Here is a 16,200-nt window from a genome sequence, read left to right as displayed (position 1 = left end):
GATTTTATCCGACCGCTCCCCCTCTAGCCCATGAGTGCTGTCTACGATTCGTCCGCCATTGAAGTACTCAGCGGTCTCGAGCCGGTGCGCCGGCGTCCGGGCATGTATACCCAGACAGACCGGCCGAACCATCTTGCCCAGGAAGTCATTGACAACAGCGTGGACGAAGCTATCGCCGGCCACTGCAGCGCCATCGATGTCACGATGCATTCCGACGGATCGCTGTCGGTGGCGGATAACGGCCGCGGCATGCCGGTGGACAAGCACAAGGAAGAGGGCGTTTCTGGAGTGGAGGTGGTCCTGACGCGACTTCACGCGGGCGGGAAATTCTCTAACAAAAATTATACCTTTTCCGGCGGATTGCACGGTGTCGGAGTTTCCGTGGTCAACGCGCTTTCGCACAAGCTGGAAGTCACCGTCCGGCGCGATGGCAAGGAATACTTCATGTCCTTCGCCGATGGACAGAAAACCTCCGAATTGAAAGCGGTAGGCAAGTCGGACAAGCGCGTGACCGGCAGCGTCATACGCTTCTGGCCCGATTCAACCTTCTTCGATACGGTGAAATTTCATGTTCCGCGACTCAAGCAAATCTTGCGCGCGAAGGCAGTATTGTGTCCAGGCTTGTACATCAGTTTCACGAATGAAGGCGACGCCAAGGATAACGAGGAATGGCATTATGAAGATGGTCTGAAGGATTATCTGAGTACACAGATCGAAGGTTGGGAGTATCTTCCCGTCGACCCCTTTGTCGGCCGGTTCAAGGACACTGACGGCGAAGTGGATTGGGCTATCGTATGGCTGCCCGAGGGAGGCGAGCCGATCATGGAAAGTTATGTCAACCTGATCCCAACCACCCAGGATGGCACGCACATCAATGGTTTCCGCGCCGGACTGACCGAGGCCATGCGCGAATTTTGCGAGTTCCGAAACCTGTTGCCACGCGGATTAAAGCTCGCGCCCGAAGATGTGTGGGGCAAATCGAGTTATGTTTTTTCGCTCAAAATGCACGAACCCCAGTTTACGGGGCAAACCAAGGAGCGACTGACATCGCGCGAAGCCGCGGGTTACGTGCAGGGCGTTACTAAAGATGCCTTCAGCCTGTGGCTGAATCATCACGTCGCCGATGCCGAGCGGATTGCGCTCCTGGCCATTGAGACGGCCCAGGAACGAATCCGCGCGGATAAAAAAGTGGCACGCAAGAAAATAGGTTCTGGCCCTGCGCTGCCAGGCAAACTTGCGGATTGTATCGCACAGGATCTGTCGCGCACGGAGTTGTTCCTGGTCGAAGGAGATTCCGCCGGCGGTTCAGCCAAGCAGGCGCGCGACCGTGAATTCCAGGCCATCTTGCCTTTGCGTGGAAAAATTCTGAACACCTGGGAGGTGGACCCGGCTGAAGTTCTGGGCTCTCAGGAAGTGCACGACATTGCGGTGGCGCTGGGTGTTGATCCGGGATCCAGTAACCTCTCCGGATTGCGCTATGGAAAAGTCTGCATTCTCGCCGACGCCGATTCCGATGGCGCGCACATTGCCACGCTTTTATGCGCGCTTTTTGTGCGACACTTCCGCCCGCTGGTCCAGGACGGGCGAGTGTGCGTGGCCATGCCGCCGCTTTACCGTATCGATGCAGGCAAGGAGACGTTCTACGCCCTCGACGATGAGGAAAGGCTGTCCATTCTCAAACGCATGGAATCGAACGGCACTCGTGCCAAACCGCTGGTGACCCGTTTCAAAGGCCTGGGCGAGATGAACCCTGAACAATTGCGCGAAACCACCATGGATCCGAAAACGCGCCGTCTGGTTCAACTGGAAATCAAGTCCGGTGACAACACCCAGAAGCTTCTGGATATGCTGCTTGGAAAGAAGCGCGCCGCCGACCGCAAAGAATGGCTCGAAAAGAATGGTGACAGGGCGGAATTGATCTGATGGCGAAGAAATCGGCTGGTAAGGAGCAAGGAAAAAACAAGAAACCATCGCTGCGCGTCAAATCGCAACCGCTGACTCGTCCGCGCGCCGCCTCGATTGAACGTCTTCCGCTCAGCACCTTTACTGAAAAGGCGTACCTGGATTACTCCATGTACGTCATCCTCGACCGTGCCCTTCCGCATCTCAGCGATGGCCTTAAGCCCGTGCAGCGTCGCATTGTCTATGCCATGTCGGAACTGGGCCTTAGCGCCGCCTCCAAGCACAAGAAATCGGCGCGCACCGTCGGCGATGTGCTCGGAAAATTTCATCCGCACGGGGATACCGCCTGTTACGAGGCCATGGTGCTCATGGCCCAGCCATTCAGTTACCGTTATCCGCTGATCGACGGCCAAGGCAACTGGGGATCGCCCGACGATCCCAAGTCGTTTGCCGCCATGCGTTACACTGAGTCGCGGCTCACACGTTTCGCGCAGATATTGCTCTCCGAGCTCGAGCACGGTACGGTCGACTGGACCCCCAACTTCGACGGCACGTTGCAGGAACCCAAGATTATGCCCGCACGCCTGCCGCACGTGCTGTTGAACGGCACCACCGGCATTGCGGTCGGCATGGCAACCGACATCCCGCCGCACAACGTGCGCGAGGTCGCCGCCGCCTGCGTCCATTTGCTCGAAGCGCCGGACGCCGGCATCAAGGATCTGTTCAAGCACATTAAAGGTCCGGACTATCCCACCGAGGCCGAGATCATTACGCCGAAGAGCGAAATTCGCACGATGTATGAAACCGGCAACGGCTCGATCCGGGCCAGAGCCAAATGGGAGCGCGAAGACTACGACATCGTCATCACGGCACTGCCCTATCAGGTATCTGGCTCGAAGGTGATCGAGCAGATCGCGCAGCAGATGCAGCAGAAGAAGCTGCCTATGGTCGAGGACCTGCGCGATGAATCCGACCATGAAAATCCGACACGCCTCGTGATCGTTCCACGATCCAACCGGATCGATCCGGTAGAACTGATGTCGCATCTGTTTGCCACGACCGATCTTGAGCGCACTTACCGTGTGAACCTAAATATAATCGGTCTTGCCGGACGGCCGCGCGTGTATAACCTCAAGGACCTGTTGACCGAATGGCTCAAGTTCCGTACCGAGACCGTGCGCCGGCGCTTGCAGCACCGCTACGAGCGCGTGCAGGCGCGGCTGCACATCCTCGACGGCCTGCTGATAGCTTATCTTAATCTGGACGAGGTCATCCGTATTATTCGCAAAGAGGATGAGCCGAAACCCAAGCTCATCAAGCGCTTCAAGCTGACCGACATTCAAGCTGAGGCGATTCTTGAAACCAAGCTGCGCCACTTGGCCAAGCTTGAAGAAATGAAAATTCGCGGCGAGCAGGATGAGCTCACGCGCGAGCGCCATCACCTCGAAAAGACGCTCAAGTCCACAAAGTTGCTGAAGCAGCTGGTGCGTGACGAGATCATCGACGACGCCAAGGAATTTGGCGACGCACGCCGTTCCCCGCTCATCGAGCGTGAAGCCGCGCAGCAGATTGACCAGACCGCGTTGCTGCCGACCGAGCCGATCACCGTGGTGCTGTCCGAGAAAGGTTGGGTGCGCGCCGCCAAGGGTCACGAGATGGACCCAAAAACGCTCGACTACAAGGTCGGCGATAAATTCCACCAGGCCGCGCGCGGCAAGAGCAATCAGCTTGCGGTATTTATCGATTCCATCGGCCGCACCTATTCACTTCCCGCGCACAAGCTGCCTTCGGCGCGCGGTCATGGCGAGCCGTTGAGCTCCCATCTCAATCCACCGCCCGGGGCGACCTGGACCGGCGTCATGATGGGTAATCCGGAAGACAAGTATCTGCTCGCCAGCGATGCCGGATACGGTTTTGTTGCCAAACTTGACGACCTGATGGTCAACAAGAAAGCCGGCAAGACGGTGCTCCGGGTGCCGAACGGGAGCCGGGTTCTTCCGCCCCAGCGAGTGGAAAGTATTGACAGCGACTGGCTTGCCGTCGCGACCAATCAAGGCCACTTGCTGGTATTGAAGGTGGATGAATTGTCGCAACTCGCCAAGGGAAAAGGTATCAAGATTATCAATATTTCTCGGGTGAAGGCGGCCAAGCGTGAGGAATATATCGCTGGAATTACCGTACTCAAAGAAGGTCAGGATCTTCTGATTCACTCGGGAAAGGGCGAGCTGATTCTCAAGTCCGGCACGGAGTTATATAAATTTGTCGGCGAACGGGCCTTGCGGGGAGCGAAACTTCCGCAGGGACACCGGGAAGTCAGGGAAATCGAAGCCGGAAATTAATCATCGTCGCGGCAAAGATTTTTCATCTGGGCATATAATACCTGCTGGCGGCATCTCACCGGGAAGGGTGATGACCGCGGCGAATAAAATTGCCTGGCGATTGATGGAGTATCCATAATGTCACAAATCCCAACGGTTGATCTCTTGGCCCTAGCGTGGTTTGTCGCGGCTTGGATCGGATACACTTGGTACGCTGACCGCAGTTCGCGTCGAGCGCACTCGCTGCGCGCGGTGATGTTCGCGCATCGCCACGAATGGATGAAGCGCATGGTTGAGCGCGACAACCGAATTGTCGATGCCAACATCATCGGTAACCTGCTGCAGAGCGTGTCGTTTTTCGCGTCCACCACGCTCCTGATCATGGCTGGACTCATGACATTGCTGGGTTCGACCGACACAGCGATTCCCTTGATTCGCGTCCTGCCCTTCACCTCGAAAGTGACACACATACTCTGGGAGCTCAAGCTGCTGGTGTTGATCATTATTTTTGTGTATGCCTTCTTCAAGTTCACCTGGGCGTTGCGCCAGTTCAATTATTGTTCGGTTCTGATCGGAGCGGCGCCGAATACTCCCTCCCCGAATGTCAATGAGGTTTATGTGCATCGCGCCGCGCAGGTGAGTACGCTGGCGTCGAAGGATTTCAATCAGGGTCTGCGGGCCTACTATTTCAGTCTGGCAGCGCTGGGGTGGTTCATTAACCCGTGGTTTTTCGTCGGGGCGACGACGCTTGTGGCAGGCGTCCTCTATTGGCGCGAGTTTCATTCCGAGACCCTGAAGATGCTGGCACTGACCGGCACAAAATAATCGATGCCAATTCGCCTGGTTCCGATTGTCTCCACGGGAGCGGGAGCAAACGGTTAAAATACGCCACTCATGCGTATCGCCGCTATCCTTGAATACGACGGGTCCTGCTTCTCCGGCTGGCAGCGGCAAGATCAGGCACGCTCGGTGCAGGCTGTCGTGGAGGAGGCATTATCCAAGGTTGCAGATGAGCCGGTTCAGGTGACGGTCGCGGGGCGCACGGATGCGGGGGTGCATGCGTTAGCGCAGGTGATTCATTTTGATACCACCGCCGCGCGCAACGCCTATTCCTGGGTACGTGGCGCGAACAGTAATCTTCCCGACGATGTCGCGGTGCTTTGGGCGGAGGAGGTGAAAAACGACTTTCACGCGCGTTACTCCGCCACCGGACGATACTACCATTACATTATTCTGAACCGGCCGATTCGACCGACTTATCTCGCTCGCCATGTCACGCACGAATACCGCCCGCTTGATGTTGCGTCAATGCAGGATGCCGCCCGGTTCCTTACCGGAGAGCATGACTTTAGCTCTTTTCGTGCCGCGGATTGCCAGGCGAAAAACCCGGTTCGCACTTTGCGACAACTCGAAATTTACCGTCATTCCGATTTGGTACATATTCACGCTCATGCCAATGCGTTTCTGCACCACATGGTGCGCAATATCGCAGGTGTGTTGATGACCATCGGCGCGGGCGAACGCAAATCGTCATGGGCCGAGCAAGTGCTTGAAGCCCGTGATCGGACGGTGGGTGGCATCACGGCGGCACCAGACGGGCTTTATCTGGTTTCCATCGGGTATCCCGAGACCATGAATATTCCCGTGGTTGCTCCCGCATTTCCACAAATTGTGGATTAACGATATCGCCTTGACTTGCCGTTCTCCCTCGCGGAACCTTACCCTTTCATTTCTCGGAATGGGAAACCGGCACCCGGGAAATCTTCCAAGGAGGATAAAATGGATAAGAAGCCATGGCACGACCTGGGCCTGATTGAAAATTTCCAGAAAACACCGCTCACAGAGGTCGTCTGTCAGAATACGAAGCTGGCGGTTTCCTGGCACGATGGAAAATTCGGAGTCATCTCGGGAATTTGCAATCACGCCGGTGGCCCGCTCGCGCGCGGACACCTTGACGGCGAATACATAGTCTGTCCGTGGCATCACTGGAAATTTCACTGCCGCACCGGGCTGGGCGAGCCGGGTTACGAGGAAGACGCCGTGCCACGTCACGCGTTCAAGATCGAAGGCGGACATCTCCATGTGCAACTCGAGCCGCAGACGCCGCGCAGCAAGAAACCGCACCCACCGCATCCGCTCGAGCGACCGATCAAGCGTGCAGCGGGTCCGGTTCGCGTCGTAGGCATTTCCGCGACCGCGATGGATCGGTCTTATCCGCGCTATTCCACTTCCGAATCGCTGCTGCAGGTGGCGCTCGATCATGCCGCTTCGGAACTGCAATGCGAAACCCGCCTGATTCGTCTGGATCAGCTGCGGTTTCGCGCCTGTGAAGGTTATTATTCAAAAAGCGCGCGTGCCTGCACCTGGCCGTGCTCCATCACGCAAATGGACCCGAAGGACCAGATGGATCAGGTATACGAGTCGCTGGTGCACTGGGCCGACGTGGTGCTGCTGGCCACGCCCATCCGCTGGGGCGCGTCGGGATCGCTTTATTACAAGATGGCCGAGCGGCTCAACTGTGTACAGAACCAGATTACCATCAATGATAACGTGCTGATCCGCAACAAGGTCGCCGGATTTATCATCATGGGCGGCCAGGATAACGTGCAGGACGTAGCCGGCCACCTGCTCGGATTTTTTTCCGAACTGGGCTTCCAGTTTCCGCAGTTTCCCTATATTGCCCATTCACGCGGCTGGTCGGCCGAGGACATGGAACGCAACGTCATGCACGTGCAGCAGAGCGAGGAACTGCGCCGCGGTGCCCGCCAACTGGCTCAGCGCAGCGTGGAATTCGCGCGGCTGATGCTTGAATACTGCGGTGCGGTGGAGAAAACCGAACGCGGCGGCCGCAAGGCCCACCGGCTCGATATCGAAACCGCGTGATATCGCCAAGACGGGCATGCGCCTTCCGCCGCCTGCCGGGCTCTGGTAAGCTTCGCGGCCTTCCGGAGCGACCATGCGCACGCGCGTGAAAATCTGTGGCATCACCCGCATCGAAGATGCCATCGCGGCGGCGCAAGCCGGGGCCGATGCGATCGGATTTGTGTTTGATTCGAACAGCCCGCGCTATATATCCTCCGATCAGGCGCTGAAAATTTCCCGCGCGATCCCGCCTTATGTCACGACAGTGGGTCTGTTTGTGGATGCGCCACCCGACAAGATTGAAGCGATCCTGAAGCGCGTCCCGCTTGATCTGTTACAATTTCACGGCAACGAAACCCCCGATCATTGTCGCCGCTACCACCGACCGTATATCAAGGCCATTCCGATGGAAACCCGTGTCGACCTGCATGAAAAGGCACGCCTTTATGGCGATGCCACCGGCCTGTTGCTCGATACGCATGCTATGCAGGTGGCTGGGGGTTCCGGCCAGACTTTTGACTGGGGCCGTGTTCCTCCGGATTTGAACAAACCGCTGATTCTCGCAGGCGGCCTGACGCCTGAGAACGTTGGCGAGGCGATCCGCCGCGTGCGTCCCTACGCCGTGGATGTCTCGAGCGGCGTCGAGCTGACCCGGGGTGTAAAAGATGCGGGGAAAATCGCCGATTTTTTAGCAGCCGTGGGGAAAACTTCATGAGCGCCTACGATCTGCCGGACAAGCGCGGCCACTTCGGTGAATACGGCGGGATTTTCGTGGCCGAAACACTGATGCAGCCGCTCAAGGAATTGCGTGAAGCCTACGAACGCCTGCGCAAGGATAAAAAATTTCAACAGGAATTCGCCGAGGACCTGCGCCAGTATGCCGGACGTCCGAGCCCGTTGTATTTTGCGCCACGTCTGACCGAGAACTGGGGCGGCGCCCAAATTTACCTTAAGCGCGAGGATTTGAATCACACCGGCGCCCACAAGATCAATAACACGATCGGTCAGGCGCTGCTTGCGCGTCATATGGGAAAGAAACGCGTTATCGCCGAGACCGGAGCCGGCCAGCATGGCGTGGCCACTGCGACCGTGGCCGCGCGTTTCGGCATGTCATGCGTGGTGTACATGGGCACGGAAGACATGAGGCGCCAGTCGATTAATGTCTATCGCATGCGGTTGCTGGGTGCGGAGGTCGTGCCGGTCGAATCCGGCTCGAAGACGCTCAAGGACGCGCTGAATGAAGCCATGCGCGATTGGGTGACCAATGTCGACGACACGTTTTATATCATCGGCACCGTCGCCGGCCCGCATCCATACCCGATGCTGGTGCGCGATTTCCAGTCTGTGATCGGCCGTGAAACCCGCGCGCAAATCAGGAAGCAGGCCAAGCGGCTTCCGGATGCGCTGGTCGCGTGCGTAGGCGGGGGTTCCAACGCCATTGGACTGTTTTATCCTTTTCTCAAGGACAAGCGCGTGGCGATGTACGGCGTCGAAGCGGCCGGCGAGGGTCTGGAAACCGGGCGTCACGCCGCGACACTGTGCACCGGCAAACCCGGCGTGTTGCACGGCAATCGCACTTACTTGCTGGAAACCGAAGACGGGCAAATCGTGGAAACCCACTCGATCTCCGCCGGACTCGATTACCCCGGCGTGGGGCCGGAACATGCGTATCTCAAGGAAATCGGGCGCGTGCAATACGTTTCCATTACCGACCAGGAAGCGCTGGCATCGTTCCACGAGCTGACGCGCACGGAGGGCATCATGCCGGCGCTCGAATCGAGCCATGCGCTGGCTTATGCCCGGAAACTTGCTCCCCGGCTGGGGGGAAAAAAAATCATCGTGATCAACCTCTCCGGTCGTGGCGATAAAGACATTCACACCGTGGCCAATCTCGAAGGAATCAAATTTTAATGTCGCGGATTACTCAAACATTCGAGACATTGAAACAACAGGGTCGACGAGCGCTGATTCCTTACATCACGGCGGGCGATCCAGAGCCTTGGATAACGGTGCGGCTGATGCACGCTTTGGTAAAGAGCGGGGCGGATATTCTCGAGCTGGGTGTGCCGTTTTCCGATCCCATGGCCGACGGCCCGGTAATCCAGCGCGCCGCTGAACGGGCGCTCCGGCACAAGATCAGCCTCCGGCAAGTTATCGCCATGGTGCGCGAGTTTCGCGAAAAAGATCAAACCACACCGGTGGTATTGATGGGTTATCTCAATCCCGTCGAAGTGATGGGATATGACCGTTTTGCCAGCGAGGCCGCGGCAGCCAAAGTGGATGGTGTGCTCGTCGTGGACCTGCCGCCGGAAGAAGCCGCTCGCCTGCATACCCCACTGAAAAAACATGGGCTCGATGCCATTTTTCTGCTGGCACCCACCAGTTCCGCCGAGCGCATCAAACGCATCGCCCGCGCTGCCAGCGGATTTATCTATTATGTATCGCTGCGTGGTGTTACGGGCGCGGCGCACCTTGATCCGCGCGAGGTCGCTGCCAAACTTAAGGAAATACGGCGCCAGACCCGCCTGCCGCTGGGCGTGGGATTCGGGATCAGCAGCCCCGAAGCGGCGGCACAAGTTGCTGAATTCGCCGATGCCGTTATCGTGGGCAGTGCCGTGGTCAAACGCATGGAAGACATGGTGGCAAATCCGGACAAAATCCTGACCGAGATACCGGCCTTTATCGCACGCCTGCGCGCGGCGATGGACCGGGTCACGGGCGCGCCGTCATCCGCCACGGGACCGAGCCGATGAGCTGGTTTGACAAGCTGGTCCCGCCCAAGATCAAGAGCAAGGGCATCAAGAAAGCCTCGGTGCCCGAAGGTTTGTGGAAAAAGTGTTCCGGCTGCGGCACGGTGCTGTACAACGCCGAGATCGAAAGCAATCTCGATGTTTGCCCCAAGTGCGGGTATCACATGCGTATTTCTGCGCGCCGCCGGCTGGATATTTTTCTTGATCCGGAACCACGCGTGGAAATCGCGGCAGGGCTGTTTCCGGTTGATCCGCTCAAGTTCAAAGACACCAGAAAATACCGTGACCGGCTGGCTGAAGCGCAGCAGACCACCGGCGAGCGCGACGCACTCGTGGTCATGGAAGGCGCGCTGAAGGAAATGCCGCTGGTCGCGGCTGCCTTCGAGTTCGGTTTCATGGGCGGATCCATGGGGGCGGTGGTAGGAGAGCGTTTCGTGCGCGGTGTTAATGCCGCACTTGAGAAGAAAATACCCATGGTGTGTTTCTCGGCCAGCGGCGGGGCGCGGATGCAGGAAGCCTTGTTATCCTTGCTGCAAATGTCAAAGACCAGCGCCGCGTTGACGCAGTTGGGGGAGGCAGGGATCCCTTACATCTCCGTACTGACTGACCCGACCATGGGTGGTGTGTCAGCGAGTCTGGCCATGCTGGGAGACATCGTGGCGGCGGAGCCGCGGGCGCTCATCGGTTTTGCCGGTCCGCGCGTGATCGAGCAGACCGTGCGCGAGAAACTGCCCGAGGGTTTTCAGCGTTCGGAATTTCTGCTGGAACATGGGGCGATTGACCTGATCATCGACCGGCGCGAAATGCGCGATAAAATTGCCGATATTCTGGCGCTGCTTCTACGCCGGGAAAAGCCAGACAGCGCCGCGCGCAAGCACCCGGATATGGAATCCGGAATCTCGAATTCTCCTTAAACCCGATTCACTCGCCTGAAAACCAGAACCCTTTTCGACTGGCTAACTTGGATTGAGAAGCTGCATCCACGCTCGATCGAGCTGGGGCTCGAGCGGGTGCACGCCGTGCTCGACAACATGCGACTGCGCCGTCCGCGATTTGCCGCCATCACGATATCCGGTACCAATGGCAAGGGATCGGCTACCGGCATGGGAGAAGCCATACTCCGCCGGGCGGGATACCAGGTCGGCGCCTATACCTCCCCCCATTTGATCACTTATAACGAGCGCATACGCATCAACGGCATCCCTGTCACGGACGATGAATTATGCGCTGCGTTCGAGCGCATTGAAGCGGCGCGTGGTCCGATACAACTGACTTACTTTGAATACGGGACCATTGCAGCATTTGACCTGTTCCATGCCGGGGCCATTGATATCGCCGTGCTTGAGGTCGGCATGGGTGGCCGCCTCGACGCGGTGAATGCCATCGACGCCGATGCGGCGATTGTGACTTCCGTGGACATCGATCATACCTCCTGGCTTGGCCATACCCGCGAGGCCATTGGCCGCGAGAAGGCCGGCGTCTTCCGCCGCGGCCGTCCGGCGATTTGTAGCGACCCCGACCCGCCAAGGATAATTGCCGAGGAGGCAGCGCGAATTGGCGCACAACTATTACAGATCAACCGTGATTTCTTTATCGAGCGCACGGCGACGGAATGGAACTGGCGCTACATCTCGCCAGGACGCACGCATGCCGTGGGAGAAGACAGCTTAGGTTTGGCTGATCAGCGCTTTCGCGTCGGGCTGCCGTACCCGGCTTTGCGCGGTGATTATCAATTGTTCAACGCGGCCGCGGTGCTCATGGCGCTTGAGGCCATCGGCGGCCGGTTTCCCGTCACGCAGGCGGATGTCCGTGATGGTCTGCTCTCCGCGGTGATGCCCGGCAGGTTTCAAGTCCTTCCCGGACGTCCGATACGAGTGCTGGATGTGGCGCACAATCCCCAAGCGGCGCGTTCGCTAGCGGCAACTCTGCGACAACAGCCGGTTATGGGCCGGACGTTTGCCGTCTTCGGAATGCTGAAGGACAAGGATATTGTATCCGTGGCGAGTGCCATGGCCGGCGCGGTGGATCACTGGTATCCGGTAACACTTCATGTGCCGCGTGGCGCAACCGCGGCGGAATTGATGGAAGCGCTGAGCGCGGCTGGCGCGACGGCGCCCAGTCGTGGATATGACGACGTGCTTCAAGCCTATGGCGCCGCTTGCCGCGATGCGACCGAGTCGGATCGCATCGTCGTTTTTGGCTCATTTTATACCGTCGGTGATATACTGGCCGCCTCAAGGAAGGTGTGATGGTCATGGCGGAAAGAGACGACGCCGGTTACGAAGTTAATCCCAAATACCGCATCGTCGGCGCAATCATCCTGGTGTCGCTCGTGGTGATTTTCGTGCCCATGGTGTTGAATGAAAGTGAACCGCCTCCGGAACTAAAAGCGCGCAGCAATTCACTCCCGCAAGGCAATAGTGCTGACACCAGGGTTATCGTGTCACCGGTCACGCCCGAAGCACCACGCGCTGTGACCGAAGGTGTCCCGAATACCCAGACGACTACGCCAGCGATTGCGGCAACGTCAACAAGCGCTACGAAAATCGAGCCCAAAACTGAAGCACCTGCGACTCAGTCCCGACCACTCCCAGCACCGGAAAAGCCAAACCCGACATCCACTCTGGCGGAGAACATCACGAAAGGCTGGATCGTTCAGGTTGGCACGTTTACCCATATTGAAAATGCCGTCCGCCTGCGAGACAAACTCAAAAAACAGGGCCACACGGTTCTGACGGAAACGACGACCGTGGCGGGAAAAAAAGCGCTGCGATTACGTGTTGGCCCGTTTCAGGACAAGGAGCAGGCGAGCCAGTCCATGGCGAAAATTCGCAAAGAGACGGGCGTCAAGGCGGTGGTAAAAACCTATCCATGACGGCGCATGAACCTGTTTGATTTGTCGATATTGATCACGCTGCTGGTCGCCACCCTGATCGGGGCGTGGCACGGCTTCGTGCGGGAAGTGATTTCCACCCTGACGTGGATATTGGCATTTGTAATTGCCTGGCTCTTTGCCGGATCGCTGTCCACGTTCTTTTCCGGATTTTTGGATGAGCCGGTCTTGCGTCATGTGCTCGCTTTCGTGCTGATTTTTGTCGTGATTTTCGCCCTAGGTATGGTCGCGTCATGGCTGATTCATAAAATCATCCCGCCCAAGCGGATCTTGCGTTTCGCCAACATGGCACTGGGCGGGCTGGTGGGCGTCGTCCGTGGCGCCGTGATCGTGATCATCGTCTTCCTGGTTGCCGGATTGACCTCCATTCCGCAACGATCCTGGTGGTATGGAGCCGCCTTTACCCCGTTTTTCGAACGCGCGGCGGTGTATGTGAGCAGCTATATCCCCAGCGATATTGCCCGCCACATCCGCTACGGCTAAAATTGGACTTTATAGCCCTCACTTAATCACCTTGAAAGCGGCCAAACCGACACCGAAAGCATTATTGATTCTGCCCCAGAGCGGTATGCGCCGGGTCAATGAAAAGGCCGCAAGAATATCCGGGATTATTGAGGCGGCAGGCATGTCGGCGGTTTCAAGGTTGAGCGCAACCCCGCTCCCCGCAAGTCAGGCACGACACGTGCCGCCTCAATAATCCCGGAGATTATCCCCATGTGTGGCATCATCGGCATCATCGGCAAAGGCCCTGTGAACCAGTCGGTGTACGACGGACTGCTGGTGCTGCAGCACCGCGGCCAGGATGCCGCCGGAATTCTCACCTGCGACGATGAGCGCGTGCACCTGCGCAAGGACAACGGCTATGTGCGCGATGTGTTCCAGGAACGCCACATGCTCGGTCTCACCGGCAACATGGGTATCGGTCATGTGCGCTACCCGACGGCAGGTTGCGACTCTCCCGCCGAAGCCCAGCCGTTCTACGTAAATTCGCCTTTCGGACTGGCGCTGACGCATAACGGTAATCTCACCAACTCCGAACAACTCAAAAATGAACTGTTCCGGGATGACCTGCGGCATATCAACACCGATTCGGATTCCGAGATTCTGCTCAATGTCTTCGCGCACGAGCTGCAGGCGGTCGCCAAACTGCGTTTGGCCCCCGATCACATTTTCCGCACCGTCTCGTCCGTGCATCGCCGCTGCCGCGGCGCCTATGCCGTGACCATGCTGGTCACGAGTTTCGGCATACTCGCGTTCCGCGATCCGTACGGCATTCGTCCCCTGGTGTTTGGCAAGCGCGACACCGATCAGGGAACGGAATACATGTTCGCCTCGGAATCGGTCGCGCTCGATGTGTTGGGTTTTGACTTGGTGCGCGATGTCGCGCCGGGTGAGTGCATCGTGGTGGACTTGAACGGGCAGGTGCACAGCCAGCAGTGTGCCGAGAAGCCGATACACGCCCCGTGCATCTTCGAATTCGTGTACTTGGCTCGTCCCGACTCGGTGATGGACGGGATTTACGTGCACAAGACGCGGCTGCGGATGGGTGAACGGCTCGCGAGCAAGATCAAGCGCGAATGGCCGGACGTGGACATCGACGTGGTGATCCCGATTCCCGATACGTCGCGCACCGCGGCCTTGCAAATGGCCTACAAGCTCGACCTCCCGTACCGCGAGGGATTTATCAAGAACCGTTATATCGGCCGGACCTTCATCATGCCCGGCCAGGCGGCGCGCAAGAAATCGGTGCGCCAGAAGCTGAACGCGATCGATGTCGAGTTTCGTCGCAAGAACGTGCTGCTGGTGGACGATTCCATCGTGCGTGGCACGACTTCGAATCAGATCATCCAGATGGCGCGCGAAGCCGGCGCCCGCAAGGTGTATTTCGCCTCGGCCGCGCCGCCGGTACGTTTCCCTAACGTCTATGGCATCGATATGCCGTCGCGTCGGGAACTGATCGGCCACGGTCGCACCGAGGACGAGATCGCCACGGCCATCGGCGCCGACCGGCTCATCTACCAGGACCTTGAAGACCTGATCGAGGCCGCGCGTGAGGGCAATCCCAAGATCCAGAGCTTCGATTGCTCCTGCTTCAACGGCGAGTACATCACCGGCGACGTGGATCAGGCCTATCTCGATCGCATCGAGAATGAACGCAACGATTTCGCGAAAAACAGCCGCCGTGTGAATGGACTCAATGATATTGAACTGGTGACAGCGGAAGTGTTGACGTTTCCGAGATGAGATGTCACCCCGGCGAAAGCCGGGGTCCAGGTATTAAATTAAAAGCCGCCTTTCGGGCGGCTTTGTTTTTTGTACGGCCTGCGGCCGTGTGTAATTGTGGGTGGCTGACCCACGAGAGCACCGTCATTCCGGCGAAGGCCGGAATCCAGGTTTTGAATGGTATCGCGCGTATTGCGCGCGATCTCAAAGGATAATTGCGGGTGGCTCCACCCCTGCACCCTGGGTGACTTTCTTTTGTTCGGCCAAAAGAAAGTCACCAAAGAAAATGCCGCCCGGATGGCGCGACATCTTCCCCGCGCTTCTCGCCGGAACCGGCGCGCGCCCCAACTCGCCGGGCGCTATACAGCGCGCCCCGGGCTCGAACACGAGGCGCGCGACAACCCCGGTTCCGGCTGCGATGCTCGGGCGCGCCATACGGGGTTTCATAAAAACATTTGAAGTGCCAGTTGACAATTATCTTAAGGGGCACAAAGGTGTATTAGCTAGTAATGATTTCTGGCTTCCCAATTAATTTATCAGTATGCTCATATAATTGTGGATAAAATAATTATTCACTGCCAAAGAATGTTTTTTTACGCTTATCTTTGATTTATGAAAGTTGAAGATTCTTGTCGTGAAGTATTGTTCTGTATAGCTACAGCGATCATCTTTGCTGTATTGGCATATTTTGCCAGCTCTGGTGTGAATGTTATTCTCGCCGATACTAGATCTGATTATTTTCTTCTCGGCCTTCTCCTATCTGTCCACGGTGGTGGGATTTTTACGTTTCTTCTTAATTTGATGCTTGAAAAGTACGAGCCGGGGTTGAAAAAGGAAAATCAGGAAAAGAAAGATAAGAAGAAAAAGCAGCCAAACGTACCAAGCTGCTTAACCGGGTTCATAGAGCGTTTCATTTTCACCGCAATTATTGGAATCGCCGGCACAGCCAGTCTGCCGTACGTTGGCGGTCTTATGGGAGGATGGCTAGGCCTTAAGCTCGCAGCGAACTGGCAACAAAGGCACGACGATTTTGCTAGAGCACGTGGAATCCTAGCTTTAATAAATGGACTCGTATCACTGTTTTTCGCTCTTGTTGGCGGGTTAATCACCAATCTAAAATAAATTAAGCCCACCACCTCCTTTTGTGAGAAACATTTTTCATGTTGACACGATGATGTCGGTAGTATATTTTTTGTTTCGATTGGCGCCGATTTGAGCTTCAGCTTGCGGGCGCGATACAAATGCCGCTAAA

At 57.4% G+C, this 16,200-nt stretch carries 15 protein-coding genes; 14 read left to right on the top strand and 1 reads right to left on the bottom strand.

Going from position 1 to position 16,200, the window contains the following annotated elements; genetic code table 11:
- Positions 1 to 30: 30 nt before the first annotated feature.
- The 13 genes from parE to purF all read left to right on the top strand — a co-directional run bounded on the left by parE (position 31) and on the right by purF (position 14,969).
- On the top strand, positions 31 to 1,923 hold the full coding sequence (gene parE, locus WD823_RS06420; protein ID WP_368428659.1) for a DNA topoisomerase IV subunit B: 1,893 nt from the start codon (positions 31 to 33) through the stop codon (positions 1,921 to 1,923).
- A complete protein-coding gene (gene parC, locus WD823_RS06415; RefSeq protein WP_368428658.1) occupies positions 1,923 to 4,241 on the top strand; it encodes a DNA topoisomerase IV subunit A in 2,319 nt (772 codons plus the stop codon). The genes parE and parC overlap by 1 nt, the downstream gene beginning before the upstream one ends.
- 117 nt (positions 4,242 to 4,358) lie before the next feature.
- Complete coding sequence (locus WD823_RS06410) at positions 4,359 to 5,045, top strand: DUF599 domain-containing protein (protein ID WP_368428657.1); 687 nt, start codon at positions 4,359 to 4,361, stop codon at positions 5,043 to 5,045.
- Between the two features lie 69 nt (positions 5,046 to 5,114).
- The gene (gene truA / locus WD823_RS06405; RefSeq protein ID WP_368428656.1) at positions 5,115 to 5,900 is read left to right on the top strand and encodes a tRNA pseudouridine(38-40) synthase TruA; all 786 of its coding nucleotides are present in this window, start codon (positions 5,115 to 5,117) and stop codon (positions 5,898 to 5,900) included.
- Between the two features lie 99 nt (positions 5,901 to 5,999).
- Positions 6,000 to 7,103 carry a Rieske 2Fe-2S domain-containing protein gene (locus WD823_RS06400; RefSeq protein ID WP_368428655.1) on the top strand — a complete coding sequence of 368 codons (1,104 nt, stop codon included), beginning with the start codon at positions 6,000 to 6,002 and terminating at the stop codon, positions 7,101 to 7,103.
- Between the two features lie 73 nt (positions 7,104 to 7,176).
- A complete protein-coding gene (locus tag WD823_RS06395; RefSeq protein ID WP_368428654.1) occupies positions 7,177 to 7,797 on the top strand; it encodes a phosphoribosylanthranilate isomerase in 621 nt (206 codons plus the stop codon).
- Positions 7,794 to 8,993 carry a tryptophan synthase subunit beta gene (gene trpB / locus WD823_RS06390; protein WP_368428653.1) on the top strand — a complete coding sequence of 400 codons (1,200 nt, stop codon included), beginning with the start codon at positions 7,794 to 7,796 and terminating at the stop codon, positions 8,991 to 8,993. The genes WD823_RS06395 and trpB overlap by 4 nt, the downstream gene beginning before the upstream one ends.
- Positions 8,993 to 9,835 carry a tryptophan synthase subunit alpha gene (gene trpA, locus WD823_RS06385; RefSeq protein ID WP_368428652.1) on the top strand — a complete coding sequence of 281 codons (843 nt, stop codon included), beginning with the start codon at positions 8,993 to 8,995 and terminating at the stop codon, positions 9,833 to 9,835. Before trpB ends, trpA begins: the two co-directional genes overlap by 1 nt.
- Entirely contained in the window at positions 9,832 to 10,746 is a 915-nt protein-coding gene (gene accD, locus WD823_RS06380) for an acetyl-CoA carboxylase, carboxyltransferase subunit beta (protein ID WP_368428651.1), read from the top strand. Before trpA ends, accD begins: the two co-directional genes overlap by 4 nt.
- 15 nt (positions 10,747 to 10,761) lie before the next feature.
- A complete protein-coding gene (gene folC, locus WD823_RS06375; RefSeq protein WP_368428763.1) occupies positions 10,762 to 12,081 on the top strand; it encodes a bifunctional tetrahydrofolate synthase/dihydrofolate synthase in 1,320 nt (439 codons plus the stop codon).
- A 5-nt stretch (positions 12,082 to 12,086) separates the two neighbouring features.
- Entirely contained in the window at positions 12,087 to 12,707 is a 621-nt protein-coding gene (locus WD823_RS06370; RefSeq protein WP_368428650.1) for an SPOR domain-containing protein, read from the top strand.
- 6 nt (positions 12,708 to 12,713) lie between these two features.
- Positions 12,714 to 13,208, top strand: a complete 495-nt coding sequence (locus WD823_RS06365; protein ID WP_368428649.1) for a CvpA family protein — start codon at positions 12,714 to 12,716, stop codon at positions 13,206 to 13,208.
- Positions 13,209 to 13,439: 231 nt separating this feature from the next.
- Positions 13,440 to 14,969: an amidophosphoribosyltransferase gene (gene purF, locus WD823_RS06360; protein ID WP_368428648.1), complete on the top strand. Its 1,530-nt coding sequence runs from the start codon at positions 13,440 to 13,442 to the stop codon at positions 14,967 to 14,969.
- Between the two features lie 183 nt (positions 14,970 to 15,152).
- Here the strand turns inward: purF and WD823_RS06355 are convergent, their stop codons facing one another.
- The gene (locus tag WD823_RS06355; protein ID WP_368428647.1) at positions 15,153 to 15,395 is read right to left on the bottom strand and encodes a hypothetical protein; all 243 of its coding nucleotides are present in this window, start codon (positions 15,393 to 15,395) and stop codon (positions 15,153 to 15,155) included.
- 165 nt (positions 15,396 to 15,560) lie between these two features.
- Between WD823_RS06355 and WD823_RS06350 the strand changes: the two genes are divergently transcribed.
- Positions 15,561 to 16,070 carry a hypothetical protein gene (locus tag WD823_RS06350; RefSeq protein WP_368428646.1) on the top strand — a complete coding sequence of 170 codons (510 nt, stop codon included), beginning with the start codon at positions 15,561 to 15,563 and terminating at the stop codon, positions 16,068 to 16,070.
- Positions 16,071 to 16,200 lie beyond the last annotated feature (130 nt).

Origin of the sequence: Sulfuricaulis sp. (assembly GCF_040901545.1) — a bacterium.
Taxonomy (GTDB): Bacteria; Pseudomonadota; Gammaproteobacteria; order Acidiferrobacterales; family Sulfurifustaceae; genus Sulfuricaulis.
Note: the sequence above shows the minus strand (reverse complement) of the source record. Positions and strands in the feature narration are given on the sequence as shown.

Bases quoted from the DNA above. Each gene is read 5' to 3' on its own strand.
- parE (WP_368428659.1), top strand. From the start codon at position 31: ATGAGTGCTGTCTACGATTCGTCCGCCATTGAAGTACTCAGCGGTCTC.
- parC (WP_368428658.1), top strand. From the start codon at position 1,923: ATGGCGAAGAAATCGGCTGGTAAGGAGCAAGGAAAAAACAAGAAACCA.
- WD823_RS06410 (WP_368428657.1), top strand. From the start codon at position 4,359: ATGTCACAAATCCCAACGGTTGATCTCTTGGCCCTAGCGTGGTTTGTC.
- truA (WP_368428656.1), top strand. From the start codon at position 5,115: ATGCGTATCGCCGCTATCCTTGAATACGACGGGTCCTGCTTCTCCGGC.
- WD823_RS06400 (WP_368428655.1), top strand. From the start codon at position 6,000: ATGGATAAGAAGCCATGGCACGACCTGGGCCTGATTGAAAATTTCCAG.
- WD823_RS06395 (WP_368428654.1), top strand. From the start codon at position 7,177: ATGCGCACGCGCGTGAAAATCTGTGGCATCACCCGCATCGAAGATGCC.
- trpB (WP_368428653.1), top strand. From the start codon at position 7,794: ATGAGCGCCTACGATCTGCCGGACAAGCGCGGCCACTTCGGTGAATAC.
- trpA (WP_368428652.1), top strand. From the start codon at position 8,993: ATGTCGCGGATTACTCAAACATTCGAGACATTGAAACAACAGGGTCGA.
- accD (WP_368428651.1), top strand. From the start codon at position 9,832: ATGAGCTGGTTTGACAAGCTGGTCCCGCCCAAGATCAAGAGCAAGGGC.
- WD823_RS06370 (WP_368428650.1), top strand. From the start codon at position 12,087: ATGGCGGAAAGAGACGACGCCGGTTACGAAGTTAATCCCAAATACCGC.
- WD823_RS06365 (WP_368428649.1), top strand. From the start codon at position 12,714: ATGAACCTGTTTGATTTGTCGATATTGATCACGCTGCTGGTCGCCACC.
- purF (WP_368428648.1), top strand. From the start codon at position 13,440: ATGTGTGGCATCATCGGCATCATCGGCAAAGGCCCTGTGAACCAGTCG.
- WD823_RS06355 (WP_368428647.1), bottom strand. From the start codon at position 15,395: ATGAAACCCCGTATGGCGCGCCCGAGCATCGCAGCCGGAACCGGGGTT.
- WD823_RS06350 (WP_368428646.1), top strand. From the start codon at position 15,561: ATGAAAGTTGAAGATTCTTGTCGTGAAGTATTGTTCTGTATAGCTACA.